12 protein-coding genes are annotated in these 16,981 nt (G+C 40.7%); 11 read left to right on the top strand and 1 reads right to left on the bottom strand.

The genetic code is table 11. The annotated features are described in order from the left end of the window. The first annotated feature begins 13 nt into the window (after nucleotides 1–13). The 4 genes from purH (at nucleotide 14) to Q0590_RS19815 (ending at nucleotide 4,243) form a co-directional block, all read left to right on the top strand. A complete protein-coding gene (purH, locus tag Q0590_RS19830; protein WP_302039338.1) occupies nucleotides 14–1,540 on the top strand; it encodes a bifunctional phosphoribosylaminoimidazolecarboxamide formyltransferase/IMP cyclohydrolase in 1,527 nt (508 codons plus the stop codon). Between the two features lie 240 nt (nucleotides 1,541–1,780). After that, complete coding sequence (locus tag Q0590_RS19825; protein ID WP_302039337.1) at nucleotides 1,781–2,809, top strand: rod shape-determining protein; 1,029 nt, start codon at nucleotides 1,781–1,783, stop codon at nucleotides 2,807–2,809. Nucleotides 2,810–2,886: 77 nt separating this feature from the next. Further along, complete coding sequence (gene mreC, locus Q0590_RS19820; protein WP_302039336.1) at nucleotides 2,887–3,732, top strand: rod shape-determining protein MreC; 846 nt, start codon at nucleotides 2,887–2,889, stop codon at nucleotides 3,730–3,732. Continuing rightward, on the top strand, nucleotides 3,725–4,243 hold the full coding sequence (locus Q0590_RS19815; protein WP_302039335.1) for a Rod shape-determining protein MreD: 519 nt from the start codon (nucleotides 3,725–3,727) through the stop codon (nucleotides 4,241–4,243). Before mreC ends, Q0590_RS19815 begins: the two co-directional genes overlap by 8 nt. Before the next feature lie 143 nt (nucleotides 4,244–4,386). Here the strand turns inward: Q0590_RS19815 and Q0590_RS19810 are convergent, their stop codons facing one another. Continuing rightward, nucleotides 4,387–6,786, bottom strand: a complete 2,400-nt coding sequence (locus tag Q0590_RS19810; protein WP_302039334.1) for a TonB-dependent receptor — start codon at nucleotides 6,784–6,786, stop codon at nucleotides 4,387–4,389. Between the two features lie 592 nt (nucleotides 6,787–7,378). On the opposite strand from Q0590_RS19810, the gene mrdA reads away from it, so the two are divergent. The 7 genes from mrdA to Q0590_RS19775 all read left to right on the top strand — a co-directional run bounded on the left by mrdA (nucleotide 7,379) and on the right by Q0590_RS19775 (nucleotide 16,942). Further along, nucleotides 7,379–9,337 carry a penicillin-binding protein 2 gene (gene mrdA / locus Q0590_RS19805; RefSeq protein ID WP_302039333.1) on the top strand — a complete coding sequence of 653 codons (1,959 nt, stop codon included), beginning with the start codon at nucleotides 7,379–7,381 and terminating at the stop codon, nucleotides 9,335–9,337. Between the two features lie 21 nt (nucleotides 9,338–9,358). Continuing rightward, a complete protein-coding gene (gene rodA / locus Q0590_RS19800; protein ID WP_302039332.1) occupies nucleotides 9,359–10,636 on the top strand; it encodes a rod shape-determining protein RodA in 1,278 nt (425 codons plus the stop codon). A gap of 106 nt (nucleotides 10,637–10,742) precedes the next feature. Next, nucleotides 10,743–11,483 carry an NRDE family protein gene (locus Q0590_RS19795; RefSeq protein ID WP_302039331.1) on the top strand — a complete coding sequence of 247 codons (741 nt, stop codon included), beginning with the start codon at nucleotides 10,743–10,745 and terminating at the stop codon, nucleotides 11,481–11,483. After that, a complete protein-coding gene (locus Q0590_RS19790) occupies nucleotides 11,480–12,514 on the top strand; it encodes an ATP-grasp domain-containing protein (protein ID WP_302039330.1) in 1,035 nt (344 codons plus the stop codon). The genes Q0590_RS19795 and Q0590_RS19790 overlap by 4 nt, the downstream gene beginning before the upstream one ends. Before the next feature lie 214 nt (nucleotides 12,515–12,728). After that, the gene (locus Q0590_RS19785) at nucleotides 12,729–13,823 is read left to right on the top strand and encodes a vWA domain-containing protein (RefSeq protein WP_302039329.1); all 1,095 of its coding nucleotides are present in this window, start codon (nucleotides 12,729–12,731) and stop codon (nucleotides 13,821–13,823) included. Between the two features lie 133 nt (nucleotides 13,824–13,956). Continuing rightward, nucleotides 13,957–15,519 (top strand): P-loop NTPase family protein, encoded by a 1,563-nt coding sequence (locus Q0590_RS19780; RefSeq protein WP_302039328.1) that lies wholly within the window; start codon nucleotides 13,957–13,959, stop codon nucleotides 15,517–15,519. A gap of 106 nt (nucleotides 15,520–15,625) precedes the next feature. Then, the gene (locus tag Q0590_RS19775; protein WP_302039327.1) at nucleotides 15,626–16,942 is read left to right on the top strand and encodes a MutS-related protein; all 1,317 of its coding nucleotides are present in this window, start codon (nucleotides 15,626–15,628) and stop codon (nucleotides 16,940–16,942) included. Nucleotides 16,943–16,981 lie beyond the last annotated feature (39 nt).

Here is a 16,981-nt window from a genome sequence, read left to right as displayed (position 1 = left end):
CTTATCCTAACCAATGTATTCCAGAAAAATTGAGTCGGCATTAATTTCTGTTTTTTATAAAGATGGCTTAGCGCCTATTGCTAAGTTACTACACGAACAAGGCGTAAAATTATATTCCACCGGAGGTACCCAAACCTTTCTGCAAAACCTGCAATTACCTGTTACAGCTGTTGAAAATCTCACTGGGTATCCTTCTATTTTGGGAGGCCGCGTAAAAACGCTGCATCCGAAAGTGTTTGGCGGTATTCTGTTCAGACGGGAAGAAGCCGAAGATCAATCGCAGGTAAAAGAGTATGATATTCCATCCATCGATCTAGTTATTGTGGATCTTTACCCGTTTGAAGAAACCCTTGCTTCTGGTGCCGGTGAAGAAGATATTATAGAGAAAATAGACATAGGTGGGATATCCTTAATTAGAGGGGCAGCAAAGAATTTTAGAGATGTGCTTATTGTATCGTCCAGAAATCAATATGCCGATGTAGAAAGTTTGCTCAGAGAAAAAAACTGTACTACTGACCTGGCTGACCGTAAAAAGTTTGCGGCCCTTGCTTTTGAAGTTACGTCTCACTACGATACAGCCATATTCAATTACTTCAATAACGAAGCAGAAATTCCGGTTTTTAAGCAAAGCCTTAGTCAGACAAAAAAATTAAGGTATGGCGAAAATCCACATCAAGCCGGGTATTTTCATGGCGACCTAGAGGCCATGTTTGAGCAGTTGCATGGCAAGGAGCTTTCTTATAACAACCTGGTAGATATTGATGCAGCGGTGTTACTTATTAATGAATTTGAAGGAGATAAGGCTTTTGCTATACTCAAACATACCAATGCCTGTGGGGCCGCAACAGCTTCTACCGTAAAAGAAGCCTATTTAAAAGCACTGGCGGCAGATCCTGTTTCGGCTTTTGGCGGGGTGCTTATTACCAATTCAGCAGTAGATAAAGAAACAGCCGAAGAGTTAAATAAATTATTTTTTGAAGTATTAGTTGCCCCAAGTTTTACAGAAGAAGCCCTTCAGATTTTAAAGGGGAAGAAGAACCGTATTCTGTTGAAGCGCAAAGAGGTAGCTTTGCCTAGTGTTTCTGTGAAAACATTACTTAATGGGGTAATCCGGCAAGACATTGATAACCGTACTGAGTCGCCAGCTGATTTGCGCTCTGTAACACAACGCGAGGTAACCACCGAGGAGAAAGATGCTCTTGTGTTTGCTGCTAAGATTGCTAAACATACCAAATCAAATACCATTGTTTTAGCCAAAAAAGGGCAATTACTGGCAAGTGGTGTTGGGCAGACGTCACGGGTTGATGCCTTGCGGCAAGCTATAGAAAAGGCTAAATCGTTTGGCTTCGATCTACAAGGCGCGGTGATGGCTTCTGATGCCTTTTTTCCTTTCCCTGACTGCGTAGAAATTGCACATAAAGTTGGCATACAGGCAATTGTGCAACCAGGTGGCTCTGTAAAAGACCAGGATTCCATAGACTATTGTAACAGCAATGGGCTAGCTATGGCTTTCACCGGAATCAGGCATTTCAAACATTAATCAGGTATTTAAAGCAAATATCTTTTATTTGTTATCAATGTAATGTTTTTTTCATTTCAAAATATATAATAACCAATAATTAGAGTGATATTGCATAAAATTAAATGTTACTCTTTGCGATTTAGTAGACAAAAAGATAGATTTAATTTCGCTAATGCTCAATTGGCTATTTGTTAACCTGATATACAATTACTAAATATTATTCCTCTACGTAGGTTTTAAACAGGAGATTTCTTTAAAATGGGATTATTTAATTTTCTTAGCAGCGATATTGCTATTGATCTTGGTACCGCTAACACACTCATTATTTATAAAGATAAAATCGTTATTGATGAGCCTTCTATTATTGCTATAGACAGGAACCTGCCCAGCCGGGTATTAGCGATTGGGAAAGAGGCTATGCAGATGCATGAGAAAACCCATGAAAATATTAAAACGATCAGGCCACTGAAAGACGGGGTGATAGCTGACTTTACAGCTGCCGAGCAGATGATCCGGGGTATGATCAAGATGATTAATACAGGGAGCAATTTGTTTACGCCTTCTCACCGGATGGTAGTGTGCATTCCCTCTGGTATTACTGAAGTTGAAAAACGGGCGGTAAAAGATTCATGTGAGCATGCTGGTGCTAAGGAAGTATATATGATTCATGAACCTATAGCTGCTGCTATCGGTATTGGAATAGATATAGAGCAGCCCATGGGTTCTATGATTGTAGATATTGGCGGGGGAACCACAGAAATTGCCGTAATTGCTTTATCTGGTATTGTTTGTGAACAATCTATCCGGATTGCTGGTGATGTATTTACAAAAGACATTCTGGATTATATGCGCCGCCAGCACAACCTGCTGATTGGGGAACGTTCTGCAGAAAAGGTGAAAATAGAAGTTGGCGCGGCATTAACCGAACTGGAAAATCCTCCACCTGACTATGAAATCCGCGGACGCGATTTAATGACCGGTATTCCAAAAGTAATTAAAGTAACCTATGGTGAAATTGCGTTTGCTCTGGATAAATCTGTTTCTAAAATCGAAGAAGCTGTACTGAAAGCACTGGAGATGTCTCCGCCAGAATTATCAGCAGATATTTATGTAAATGGTATCCACTTAACCGGTGGAGGAGCTTTGCTGCGTGGTCTGGATAAAAGGCTTGCAGCTAAAACTAAGTTACCAATTCATATAGCCGACGATCCTTTAAGAGCCGTAGTAAGAGGCACAGGTGTAGCCCTGAAGAACTTAAAGAATTTCAAAGCTGTTTTAATAACATAATACAAATCAGTGACTGATGGCGAATGATTAATGAAAAGTTACATTAATCGTTCGTCATTATTCATTATTCTTTCTCCATGCAAAGGTTATTTCTTTTCTTTTACCAATACAGGGCATTTATATTTTTTATACTGATAGAGCTGCTCTGTGCCTGGCTGATTGTAAAAAACAACCGTTACCAGAATGCGGCTTTTCTTAACTCAACTAACCGGTATGCAGCCCAGATGATGGCTGCTACAAATACGGTAATTGAATTTGTGAATTTAAGAAAGGTAAATGCAGACCTTGCCCATGAAAATGCCAAATTGAATAACCTGAATGCCCGGCTAGTGCAGCAGGGAGACTCTGCTATACCCAAAGGGTACTGGCTCGATTCTTTAGTAGCCCAGCGTTACCGGTTTAAAGTAGCCAAAGTAATCAACAATTCTACCAGCCGCACTAATAATTATCTTACCTTAGATAAAGGCACCCTGGATGGTATAAAGCCCGGCATGGGGGTTGTGTCGCCGGAAGGAGTGGTAGGTAAAATAAAATATTGCTCAGATCATTTCTCGAATGTGGTATCACTGCTGCACACAGAAATGCAGGTTTCTTCCCAGATTAAGAAAAATGGCACCTTTGGTACAGCCCGCTGGATTGGCAAAAATGCCAAGGAAATAGACTTGCTGTATATTCCACGCCATGTGGAGTTGCAGAAAGGAGATACGGTCGTTACGACCAGCTACAATACGATCTTCCCGGAAGGAGTTATGGTAGGTACTGTTAAAAATTTCTCCCTGAAAGGAGACGATGCTTTTTACGATATTAATCTGGATCTTTCCATAGATTTTTATCGGCTTTCTTATGTATATATAGTTGAGAACCTGTTACAGACAGAACAGGATTCCTTAGAGAGACGTACATTAACCGGGTTAAATGAATAGCAGGGATTATATTTTACAGATTTTTTATTTCGTGGTCTATTTGGCGTTGCAGGTATTCCTGGTGCGCAATATGGTGTTGTTTGATGTGGCGTTCTGCTTTGTATACATTGCTTTTATCCTGCTGCTGCCCTTCGATACCAGTCCGGTTTTTTTACTCTTTGTAGGGTTCAGTACCGGTCTGCTGATAGATGTTTTCTATGATACCTTAGGTATACATGCGGCGGCCAGTACGGTTGTAGCTTATTTTAGGCCATATGTTATCCGGCTGAACACACCCCGTGGCGGTTATGAACAAAATGCCAGGTTAACTCTGCAAAGCATGGGCATGGAATGGTTTGCTCCCTATGCTTTGATATTGATATTTCTACATCATGCGGTGCTGTTTTTTGTGGAGGCTAGCCAGTTTAATTTATTCTTTTTTACCCTGCTCAAAACAGTAGCTAGTACAGCTTTTACGTTTGTGTTAGTCACACTTATCCAATACCTGTTTTTTTCCAAAGGCCGTAATTAGACATTATACAGGCAAGGTACATACCTACACATCTCCTGAAATAACTTTCACGAGATTTTTAGTTTAATGGTGTTATTGTATACCTTTTAGGAATCTACAAAAGAATCATCAAGGTGTACATGGGGTAAAGTATAAAGGCTATGTCAAAAATCTATTTTATAATAAAATAAAGGTAAAAAGCCCAATTGGTATTCCTGTCTTAAATAGCCGGCTTCCGGATTTAGACGGTCGGGGACATACGTGACAGACAGCATATTTTTTATATTAAATAAGTTTACCAGATCTAGTGCTATCTCATGGGTAAGCCGTTTGGAATTCAGTTTAAACCCTAGCCTGATATCAGCCCTAAAATAATTCGGGAATTGTAGGGTGTTTCTCAGTTCATCAATAATTACTACATCATTTGCTTTCTGGGTAGCTATTTCATCTACAGGTGAATGCCTCCTGCCCCCAGCCCAGGTAAGTTTACCACCCAGCGTGAAAGTTTTATTTTTTACTGTGTATTCGGTGCCACCTAACAGGTTCAGGGCAAAATTTCCATTAAAGTCTGTATTCCTCTTTACGCCATCGCTGCCTTTGTAGGTAGATTCAAATAAGGAACCGGTGAGCATAAAGAAATAATGATTATTAAAAAATTTCTCCAGTGTAAGCTCTATGCCATAGTTTTCGCCAGTTCCCGCATTAGTTAAGGTATCTGGGAAAAACCGTTCAAATGTAGAACCCTGGTTGAGCAAAGAAAACGAAGAAGGAACGATACTAACTGGTACCTTAAATAAAGATTGGTAATAAGCTTCTGCTTTTACACGCACCTGCCTGGATAAAGAATGGTCGTAGGAAAGTACGAAATGGTGGCTGCGGGTAAAACCCAAATTTTTATTATGCAGTGCATTGGCGTTTGTACCGGGTATATGATAAAAATAAATATAGGTTGGTTGCATCTGGCTATGCAGACCATACCCAGCACTGAATGCCTTACGGGGAGAAAATTTCCATTTCATTCCTAGCCTTGGTTCTAAAGAAAAACTATTGTTGAGCAAAAACCATTGACTATGCAAGCCTGAGTTCAAGGTTAAATTTTCAGTAATGCGGTATTTAGATTGCACATATGGCTGAAGTAAATAAGAGTTTCCTCTATAATCGAAGCGGTTTTCGAAGGCATTAGTATTTTCATTTAGCACACTGTCTATAAAATTAAATTGATACCTGTCTGCAAATAAACCTGCATTTAATGTGTGCCTGGCCGAAAGTTTGTGTGTAACGTAGCCTGCCAAAGAAGTAATTCCTTGAGTGAATGTGTAGCCTAAACATGGAACTAGGTCTGTATTATCCACATAGCGGAAAACCAGATCATGGAAAGCCCAGCTCTTAGAGTGGGAAGCGGATAAAGAAACTTTGGCGAAAGTAGAAGCATTGAACGTATGGCTAAAAGAAGCACCTGCTACACCCATATTTGAGCGGAAATACTGATCCCGGTCTATATCGCCATACAGGTCGGTTGGAGGCTCTGTAAATTTGCTCACAATAATATCTACTTTGCTAGTTCCCCCAATACCAAACACGGAAAAATTACTCTTTTTACTCACTGGGAAGTTCAGTTTGAAAGAAGCATCCTGGTAATTTGGTACGGCTGTGGTGCCAATATTAATTCCTATTGCCTGAAACATGCGCAAGGTAGAATACCGGTAAGTGGCCAGATACGATGAACGGTTCTTCCTGGAGATAGGGCCTTCTGCAGCTAGTTCTGTACCTAGAATACCAAACTGCCCGGTAAATTCATGGGTAGTATTATTGCCATTACGCATTTTTAGATCAAAAACACCTGCCAGAGAGTTACCATATTCCGCTGGAAAAGCCCCAGTCATAAAGTCAGAAGTGCCCAGTACCTTGTTATTGAGTATGCTTACCGGGCCACCTGTTGTTCCGGCAATGGCAAAATGGTTAGGGTTGGGAATATTTACATCTTCTAGCCGGTAAAGTACCCCGGCTGGCGAATTGCCCCGGATCACAATGTCGTTCCGCGAATCGTCGGAGCCTTGTACACCTGCAAAATTAGAGGCCATCCGGGCGGGGTCCTGGCGGCTGCCAGCATAGCGTTCCGTTTCTTCCAAAGAAAAGGTGCGGGCACTGACAGTAGCCATTTCATTCACAGAGCCGTCTTTGCTATTCGCATTTACTACCACTTCAGTCATGGTAATAATGGAAGTTTCCAGCTCCAAGGCTAATACTACCTCTTTTCCGGCGTTAACCACAATAGTAGGAATCACTAACTCCTGATAGCCAATATAACTAACCCGGATGCTATGTTTACCCAGTGGAACATTAGCAAGTTTAAAATAGCCATCAGTATCCGTTACAGTTCCTTTCATCTCAGGAGAATTGTCCAGTAAGACAATGGCTGCTCCAGGAAGCCCGATCTTTGAATCTTTATCAGTAATTCTACCTCTAATTATTTGAGTGCCTGTCTGAGAGTAAGCTGTGCCAACACCCAGCAGAAAACAAAAGAATAGGAGAGCTATTATGGAATATGTATAACTATTTCGCATACACTGTGAGACTTTTGTAATAAAGAAAACAGATATATTCCTATGAAAAATACTGCTGAAAATAGGCTGGTTGAGTAAAGCAGTAAAGTGGATATTTTTTACAATAAACCCTACATACAAAAAATAATAAGCAGGTTTTTAGGTTGTATCATTAAATATAGATAAAAAACAATTACTCAGTTTAAAAATCTTCTGGCAAATACCGATGCTGCATTTATGATTTCCGGCTTTTTGCCTTGTAGCAGTTATAAAAGCTGTTTCTGTTTTGGCCTTAGTCTGGTCCGTTTCAGATAAGTAAATATGACAAAAATAAGCAGAGCCAGCGGTGATGAAATATAAAAACAGGTTCTTAGGAAGAGGCTAATAGATTGGTACATTTTATGTTAAAACATACACAGGAGGTACAGAAAAGAATCTTTTTTTTCACTGGACTTGTTGTGTATTCAATAACTATTTTGGATTTTTGATATAGAAAATAATAAAAAGTTGACTAAAATTTTACAGATTATAAATCTTCTGAACGACTTTTTGCTATCGTTTCCTTCTGACTTTCGGAGTCATCAACTAGCTACTAACTTCAACCAATATATACATGAGAGAAGGTAGACAATATGTCGTAATGGGTATTTTTATAGCCGTCGGAGTGGTGTTCCTGATCCGGTTGTTTTTTCTGCAAGTAGTAGACACAAGCTACCGTTCAGCAGCGGAGAACAATGCTATATTAAAGGTTACGCAATACCCCACACGTGGGCAGATTTACGACCGCAAGGGTAAGCTTATTGTAATCAATGCTCCGGTATACGATATCATGATGATTCCGAAAAAGGTTAAGATTGAAGATACGTTGGCTTTTTGCCGCGTAATGGGTCTTACCAGATCCGGATTCGATTCATTATTCCGGGTAGCCAGAGCGTCTAAAGCATATTCACGGGTAAAACCTTATCCTTTTCTCAAGCAAGTATCTAATGTGGATTTTGCCAGAATCCAGGGTGCCCTAGTAGATTATCCTGGGTTTTATGCTACTGCCCGTACAATCCGGTCGTATCCTAAAAAGGTAATGGCTAATACATTAGGCTATATCGGAGAAATCAGCAAGAAGAAACTGGAAGCTCCAGGACAGACCTATTATAAGCAAGGTGACTATGTGGGTATTAGCGGAATTGAATCTTCCTATGAGGAGGAATTACGTGGGAAACGTGGTGTCCGGTATGTATTGGTAGATGTAAAAGGCGTAGAAAAAGGCTCCTTCAAAAGTGGCCAGATGGATACCTCAGCTGTTTCCGGGGAGGCACTTACCTCCAGTATAGATATTGACCTGCAACAGTATGCAGAAACTTTAATGATGAACAAGGTGGGAAGTGTAGTAGCTATAGAACCATCTACAGGTGAAATTCTTACCATGGTATCTTCGCCTACCTATGATCCGAATATGCTTACCGGGCGTGAATTTCCGATAAATTTCGGTCCATTGCAGAAAGATCCTTTAATTCCACTATACAACCGTCCGATACAAGCAGTATACCGGCCGGGTTCTATCTTTAAGCTGGTGCAGTCATTGGTAGGTTTGCAGCAAGGTTCACTTACTACTACGGCACATTTGCCTGATGTTGGCCCTATGGGGTGCCATCACCATTCAGGGGCGCATAATGGGTTGCACAATGCTATTCAATTTTCCTGCAATGTTTATTTCTACCAGGCCTTCCGGCAGTATATCTATCATAAAGAGACAGGAAATACTTTTAAAGATTCAGAAAGAGGCTTAATGCGCTGGCGTGATGCCATTAGTAAGTTTGGATTTGGCCGTACGTTAGGTATTGATCTTCCTAATGAAAAACGGGGCTTTGTACCAGATACGAGTTTCTTCAACCGGGTATATGGAAAAGGCAGCTGGAAATTCTCCAACTGGTATTCCATGGCTATTGGCGAAGGTGAGTTAGGGGTAGTACCGCTGCAAATGGCTAACTTAGCAGCCATTATTGCTAACCGCGGCTATTATTATACCCCTCATTTAATCAAAGGCGTTGGTAAAGAAGGCAAGATAGATTCCAAATATACTACCCGGAACTATGTGGGGGTAGAAAGTGATAAATTCCAGGTGGTAGTAGATGCTATGGCCGATGTGGTACGTGCAGGTACGGCCAGGTTAGCGATTATCGACAGTATAACCGTATGTGGAAAAACGGGTACCTCCGAAAATAAAAAAGGCAAAGATCACTCCGTATTCATTTGTTTTGCTCCAAAAGACAATCCTAAAATAGCAGTGGCTGTGTATGTAGAAAATGCAGGGTTTGGTGGGGTAATAGCTGCTCCAATTGCCTCACTGATTATGGAAAAATATATCAAAGGTGAAGTTAACAAGAAGCGGAAGCCCTTAGAGAAATCATTAATTGAGAAAAGCTTTATGCCTGAACTGCCTAAACCGACTTCCATAGTAGTCTCTAAAAAAGATACAACGATTGTGAAAAAGGAAATGAAAGTGGTGAAGAAAGATACGGTGGTTAAGCAAGCAGAAGAACCAGTACTGGTAAGAGAAATAAAAAGCAACCGATAATTATTAAATTTTATACAGGAGATGTACGACGACAGAGATAGTGTTTCCAGAACGATAGATTGGCTGACGGTGCTACTGTTTGCCATCTGCGTAATAGCTGGATGGCTCAATATATTTGCTGCGGTGTATGATCCGGAGGCCAAGCAGAATATTTTCAGCATGTCACTAAACTCAGGCCGGCAGTTGTTATGGATTGGGTGTGCCGTTTTTATTATTCTAGTGATTTTGCTCTTAGATTATAAATTTTACGAGTTCTTTGCTTATATAATTTATGGCGTAGTGCTTATAGCATTAATAGGCGTACTGGCGCTTGCCCGGGACGTAAATGGCGCTAAATCCTGGTTTGAGATAGGCAGCATACGTATTCAGCCTTCTGAATTTGCTAAGTTTGCTACAGCACTTGCCCTGGCAAAATACATGGGCCGGGTAGGAGTACGCTTCGATCAGTTGCGTACGCAAATTACTTGTGCCATTCTTTTAGGCGTGCCGGCTTTACTGATTCTGATCCAGAACGATACAGGATCAACCATGGTGTTTTCTGCTTTTATATTGGTGTTGTACCGCGAAGGCCTTACGCCCTGGGTGTTGATTTTGGGTGCATTTGCCATTTTTGTATTCGTACTGGCATTAATTGTTCCTCAGTTATATCTGGTGCTAGGCATAGCAGCCGTTGGCCTTATTGTGATCGGGCTTACTCCTAAAAAAACATTTAAGAATATAGCCTTAGTGTTAGCAGGATGCTTGCTGATAGCTGGTGTAGCGATAGGAGTAGATAAAATAGTAAATGATGTAATGCTTCCTCACCAGCGGGCCAGAATTATGGTGCTTTTCGATCCAATGGTCGACTTACATGGCGTAGGCTGGCAGGTAATTCAATCAAAAATTGCAATTGGTTCTGGCGGTCTGGCAGGTAAAGGGTTTCTGGAAGGTACACAAACCAAACTGAACTATGTACCTGAGCAAAGTACTGACTTTATATTCTGTACAATTGGTGAAGAACACGGCTGGATTGGAAGTTTAATTATTATCAGCCTATTTATAGGTTTGTTTTGCCGGATTATCTATTTAGCTGAAAGGCAAAAAGACCGTTTTGCACGTATTTATGGTTATTCAGTAGCCTCTATTATATTTATTCACTTCTTTGTAAATATAGGCATGGCTATTGGGTTGCTGCCCGTAATTGGTATTCCTTTGCCATTCTTCAGCTACGGAGGTTCATCCTTGTGGTCATTTACTATCTTGCTGTTTATTTTCTTGAAATTGGATGCACACCGCAATCAGATGACAGCCAGGTATTAACATAGGTAATTGAAGGTAATTCATCTATTCCACCAGGTTGCTTGTAAGCCTGGTGGAATTTTTTTTATATACCTTTGCTTTTTAAGCTATTACTTGTTTTACCGTAATGTGTACAGTTACCTATCTGCCAACAAGCGATACTACGTTTATTCTTACGTCCAGCCGCGACGAACGGATAGCCCGTAAGCCTGCACTTTTTCCTGTATATAAACACACCCCTTTCCATGCCAAGGTTTTGTTTCCACAAGACGGCGACAAAGGTGGTACCTGGATAGCTAGCAGCAGCACATTAACGGTGTGTTTACTGAATGGGGCTTTCGAAAATCATGTACCAGAACCTCCATACCGGCTAAGCCGCGGGCTGGTAGTAGTATCCGTTTTTGATTATGCATCTGTAGATGAATTTATCCATGCTTATAATTTCCAGGGAATAGAACCCTTTACCATGATTATGGTGCAACATGCCAGCACAGTAATACTAACCGAACTCCGCTGGGATGGGAAAGAAAAACATATCAGTAAAACAAATTCTCAACAGCCATATATATGGTCATCGGTAACTTTGTACGACCGTCAAATGATAGAAGAACGGACTTTGTGGTTTTCACAGTGGCTACAGGAAAAGGCTTTTAACGTAGAATCCATTAGAGGCTTTCATCAAAGTGGTGGCAAGGGAACTGATACATCCTATAATATCCGGATGAATCGTCCAGGACTCGTTTCTACCGTGAGCATTACTAGTGTAGAAGTTGAAATATCTTTACTCAGGATGTATTATGAAGATTTAGCTACTAACACACTGGCGCAACAAACCTTCCGCCGGCTAGCGTACCCACAAATAATATGAGTAACTCCTGGATAAAATTAACGAAATGGGAATTCTGGCCATTCTGGTTGTTTTATACACCTATTTACTTTTATTGGATCTGGTTGAGTATCCGTGCCCGGTCTTTTGTTTTTTTTAGTGCGGCCAATCCCAGAATGGAGTTAGGAGGTTTTGGGGGGTATTCCAAATACAACGTAATCAAGCAGTTTTCTAGCGAACTTATTCCGAAGACAGTATTGATAAACTCAGCCGTCAGTGATCCGGAAGAACTTCTTAAGCAAATCAAAAGTCAGGGCCTGTCTTTCCCGTTAATTATTAAACCAGATGTAGGCGAACGGGGGTGGAAAGTAGAGAAGATCAATCACAGTCAAGCGTTTATGGAATACCTGAGCCAGAACCGCCAAAAATTATTGATACAGGAATATATCGATTATCCGCTTGAATTTGGAATAATGTATCATCGGATGCCTGGACAGGCTCGGGGTTATATAACCTCTATCGTACAAAAAGAATTTTTGTCTGTCACTGGCGATGGAAAGTCTACCTTACAGGAATTGTTTAACCGGTTTACCCGGACAAAGTACCATTTGCCTATGTTGCTGAAGCTGTATAAAGGGGAACTCACGAAAGTGTTGAAGCCAGGAGAAGTACTTGAATTAGTAAGCATTGGCAATCATGCGCGGGGCACTACCTTTCTGAATGCCAATCATCTGATTACACCTGGGCTTGTACAGGTTTTCGACAACATCAGTAGAACTATAGATGGGTTTTACTTTGGCAGATATGATATCAGAGTACCTGGTCTGGAAGATCTGTATGCAGGACGGAATATAAAAATACTTGAACTGAATGGAGCTAACTCAGAGCCTGCACATATTTACGATCCGCAGATGCGTATTTCACATGCCTATAAACATCTTTTTCGGCATTGGCACATTTTGTTTAACATAAGCATGCAGAACCATAAAAAAGGTCATTCGTTTACACCACTTTTGAAAGCTATGACTATACTCCGCAACAGAAAATCAGTGCACTATCTTGCATCTTCCTGAAAAGGTATATTAAATGAATGGTGAAGAGATATGCTGGTTAGAACAACTCGTGTTTGCTTAGCGCAGCAGCTTGCAATTAAAATCAACTTATTTTTTTAGTAAGCTTGTAAAAAATACTCAATTTCAATAAATTACATTTACCGCTTTATTTTACAACCAAATCCCGTAAACTATTGTTAACCTGGTAACGTTAGTTTACAAATTCCACTGACTTATGCTTGGTTACAGATTCTCCCAATTTTCTCCTTCGGAAGAGGGAAAAAGCACCTTTGATAATTTACTGAAAGTATTCATGCAACTAATGGTAGTCACTTCCGGCGACGTAAGTGAAACCTTGCAGTGGATGAATGAACTAGACAAACAATACGGCATGACTACCGATGAGTACGGCATGGGCGATTTTATTCAGGAGCTGAAAGATAAAGGATACATTACGGAAGAAACACCCGGCGGTAAAATTGTGATGACCGCTAAAAGTGAGCAATCTATCCGGAAGAGTGCCCTGGAAGAAATCTTCGGCAAACTGAAGAAAACGCAGAGCGGTAACCATCACACTCCCTTCTCCGGCACTGGTGATGAACTAAGTTCCGATAAACGAAACTTCCAGTTTGGGGATACTTTAGAGCAAATATCCATGACGGAATCTATCCGCAATGCGCAGATCAACCATGGGATTAATGAGTTCATGCTCATGGAAGACGACCTGGAAATAATGGAGACGGAGTTTAAGTCCCAGACGTCTACTGTACTAATGATAGATATTTCCCATTCCATGATTCTTTACGGAGAAGACCGGATTACGCCTGCCAAAAAGGTAGCGATGGCCTTAGCCGAACTCATTACCACGAAATATCCAAAAGATACCCTGGACATTATTGTTTTCGGAAACGATGCCTGGAAAGTACAAATCAAAGATCTGCCTTACCTGGAAGTAGGCCCCTACCATACCAACACGGTAGCAGGTTTAGAACTGGCTATGGACATCTTGCGGAGGCAGAAAAATAAGAATAAGCAGATTTTTATGATTACCGATGGAAAGCCTACTTGCTTAAAAGAGGGTATCCGGTATTATAAAAATAGCTTTGGTTTAGATAGAAAAATACTTAACCGTACCTTGAACCTGGCTGCCCAATGCCGCCGTATAAAAATACCCATCACTACATTTATGATTGCTACCGACCCTTATTTACAGCAGTTTGTTCGCGAATTCACCGAAGTAAACCAGGGCAGAGCCTATTACAGCAGCCTCAAAGGATTAGGCAATTATATTTTTGAAGACTACCAGCGCAACCGCCGGAAAAATGTGTAAAGGATAAGATGTATTATGCTATTTGCTATAAGCTGCTTTGTGTCATTGTGCAGAAGGAGCTAAGCTAGATTGCATCCCATTTTTTACTAGTTAATATCAATGCATTCAAATCAAACCAACGATAAATCGGAACATGAAATATAAGGATCTCTCAACAGAACAATTAGTAAAAGTAAAGACTTTAGGAGAACTAAGGGCTACGGGTTACCAGCCAACCCCTATCCGGCAGGAACTGCGGAATAATCTTATCGCCAGGTTACGGAACAAAGAAGAAGTTTTTCCAGGTATCTGGGGCTATGAAGAAACCGTAATTCCGGATATGGAACGGGCCATATTATCTATGCACCACATTAACCTGCTTGGGTTACGTGGACAAGCTAAAACCCGCCTGGCCCGTATGATGATTAATCTGCTGGATGAGTATATTCCGGTAGTAAAAGGTTCTGAGCTAAATGACGATCCCTTGCAGCCACTTTCCAGATATGCGATAGACCTGATTGCCGAACACGGGGATAAAACGCCTATTGAATGGATGCACCGGTCAGAAAGATATACCGAAAAACTAGCTACTCCAGATGTATCGGTAGCTGACCTGATTGGCGATGCTGACCCAATAAAGGCGGCTACGCTGAAATTACCTTATTCGGATGAACGCGTAATTCATTTCGGGTTGATTCCACGTTCGCACCGGGGAATATTTGTGATAAATGAACTTCCAGATTTGCAGGCAAGAATACAGGTATCTTTATTTAATATTCTTCAGGAAGGCGATATCCAGATCCGTGGCTTTAAAATACGTTTGCCCTTAGACATACAATTTGTGTTTACAGCTAATCCGGAAGATTACACCAACCGCGGAAGTATCGTTACACCATTAAAAGACCGGATAGATAGCCAGATTGTAACCCATTATCCGAAGAGCATTGAAATAGGTAAGAAAATTACCAGACAAGAAGCCATTGTAAAAGAGGAGCAAGTAGATAAAGTACAGATCAACGAACTCGTGGCTGACCTGATTGAGCAGATTGCTTTTGAAGCACGTAAAAGTGAATATGTAGATGCCAAAAGTGGGGTATCGGCTCGTTTGACCATTTCGGCCTATGAAAATTTATTAAGTGCGGCTGAACGCAGAACATTATTAAACAGTGAGAAAGATACCTATGTTCGCGTAAGTGATTTATGGGGTATAATTCCTTCTATTACCGGGAAGGTAGAACTGGTATATGAAGGAGAACAAGAAGGCCCCGTGATTGTAGCCCAGAATCTGATTGGCAAAGCATTACGTACGCAATTCCTGCTGTATTTTCCGGACCCGGAAAAACTAAAAAAACAGCAAAAAAATAAAACAGACAATCCTTATCGCCGCATAACCGACTGGTTTGGGGAGGGTAATACCATAGATTTGCTAAACGACCTGTCTAACAAAGATTATAAAGCTGCGCTGAACAATGTAAAAGGCTTGAGAGAACTAATAGATGCGTATCATGCCCGTCAGGATGAAGCTACCAAGTTGTTTCTGATGGAATTTGCTCTACATGGCCTGGCTGAATACTCCATGATCAGCAAAAATATGTTGACTGCAGGATTACAGTTTAAAGATCTGCTCAGCAGTATGTTTTCCGGGCCGGGCTCCTTTGGCGACGACGACGATGAAGATGATACAGACGACAAAGGCAGAGGCAAGAGATATAGGTAACGATAAAGCGTTCTTTAAGGAGCTGATAAAAAACCGGAGTAAGGCAGATGCATTTACTCCGGTTTTTGTATATTATGGAAGATGTTTTCGCAGCAGGTAAAAATTCATGCAAAAAACCGATAACCAGACCTTAAAAGAACTGGAAATTTTTGAATCCGGATCAGGTAACACTTCTTTGTTAACTAAGCTTGATTTTACCAAAACCAGAAGAGGAAAGATAAAGCTACGGGAAAAACTATCCCATTACTGTACCAGCCAGGAAGAAATATATGCGGTACAGAGCTGCTTACGGTTTTTAGTAGCCGATATCGAAAAATGTACTTTTAAGGTGCATGAGGAGGAGATTTTTAACCTGGAAAACTATTTTTATTCAAATATATCTCCCATTTTCTCTAATACGAAGCTGGATACCTTGCTTCAGATTGCCCGTTACCAGCTCCTATACCAAAGTGAATATGCCTATATCAGAGGGGGAACCTTTAGGCTATTGTCTTTTCTGCATACTATCCAGAAATATACAGACTCATTGAAAGAAGAAACACTGCCACATTTGCTAGGTCAGTGGGTAGAGAAAGTACAGGAAGTGTTGAGGCAAGAACGTATAAGCCGGGCCCTAACTAATTATGCGCACAACACAATGAATTTTGTAGAAGTGATAGAGTACGACCGCCTCTTTAGAGTACAGTTAAAAGATCAAATTATTGTGCTGTTGGATTTATTGGCAGAAATGGATGCATTCTTATCCATGGCTCAAAGTATCCGGAACTACCAACTGGTTTTTCCGGAATTTGTTGCTACCGAAACTCCCTATATAGTTTTTGATAATCTATACCATCTGTATATTAACTCACCCGTCAGCAATGATCTTCGCTTTGATTCACAAACAAATTTTTTGTTTTTAACAGGCCCAAATACGGCAGGCAAAACCACATTACTGAAGGCTGTTGGAACGGCTATGTATCTGGCTCATATTGGGATGGGCATACCAGCGGGTAGTGCAAAGTTAAGTGTGTTTACAGGCATATTTAGTAGCATTAGCCCTTCAGATAATTTGTCAGCGGGGTACAGTTACTTTTATAGTGAAGTTATGCGGGTAAAGGAGGCAGTAGATAAGCTAAAAGACAATACTTCTGTATTTTTTATTTTTGATGAGTTATTCCGGGGAACCAATGTAAAAGATGCCTATGATTGCTCTAAGCTGGTAATAGATGGGTTGCAGCAATGGAAGAATAGTGTATTTATTGTTTCTTCTCATATCACTGAGCTGGCAGCAGAAATAAAGCTTTACCCAAATGTTTTATTCCGGTATATGGAATCTGCTATAGAAGGCAACAAGCCAGTATTCACCTATAAACTTGCTGAAGGCGTTTCCAAAGAACGCTTAGGCTTGCTAATACTGGAAAATGAAAAGATATTTGAATGAGTTACGATTTCATGCTTAGCCAGTATATTCAGTAGGAAT

Source organism: Rhodocytophaga aerolata, from assembly GCF_030503435.1.
Classification (GTDB): domain Bacteria; phylum Bacteroidota; class Bacteroidia; order Cytophagales; family 172606-1; genus Rhodocytophaga; species Rhodocytophaga aerolata.
This window is presented reverse-complemented; position numbering and strand designations above follow the sequence as displayed.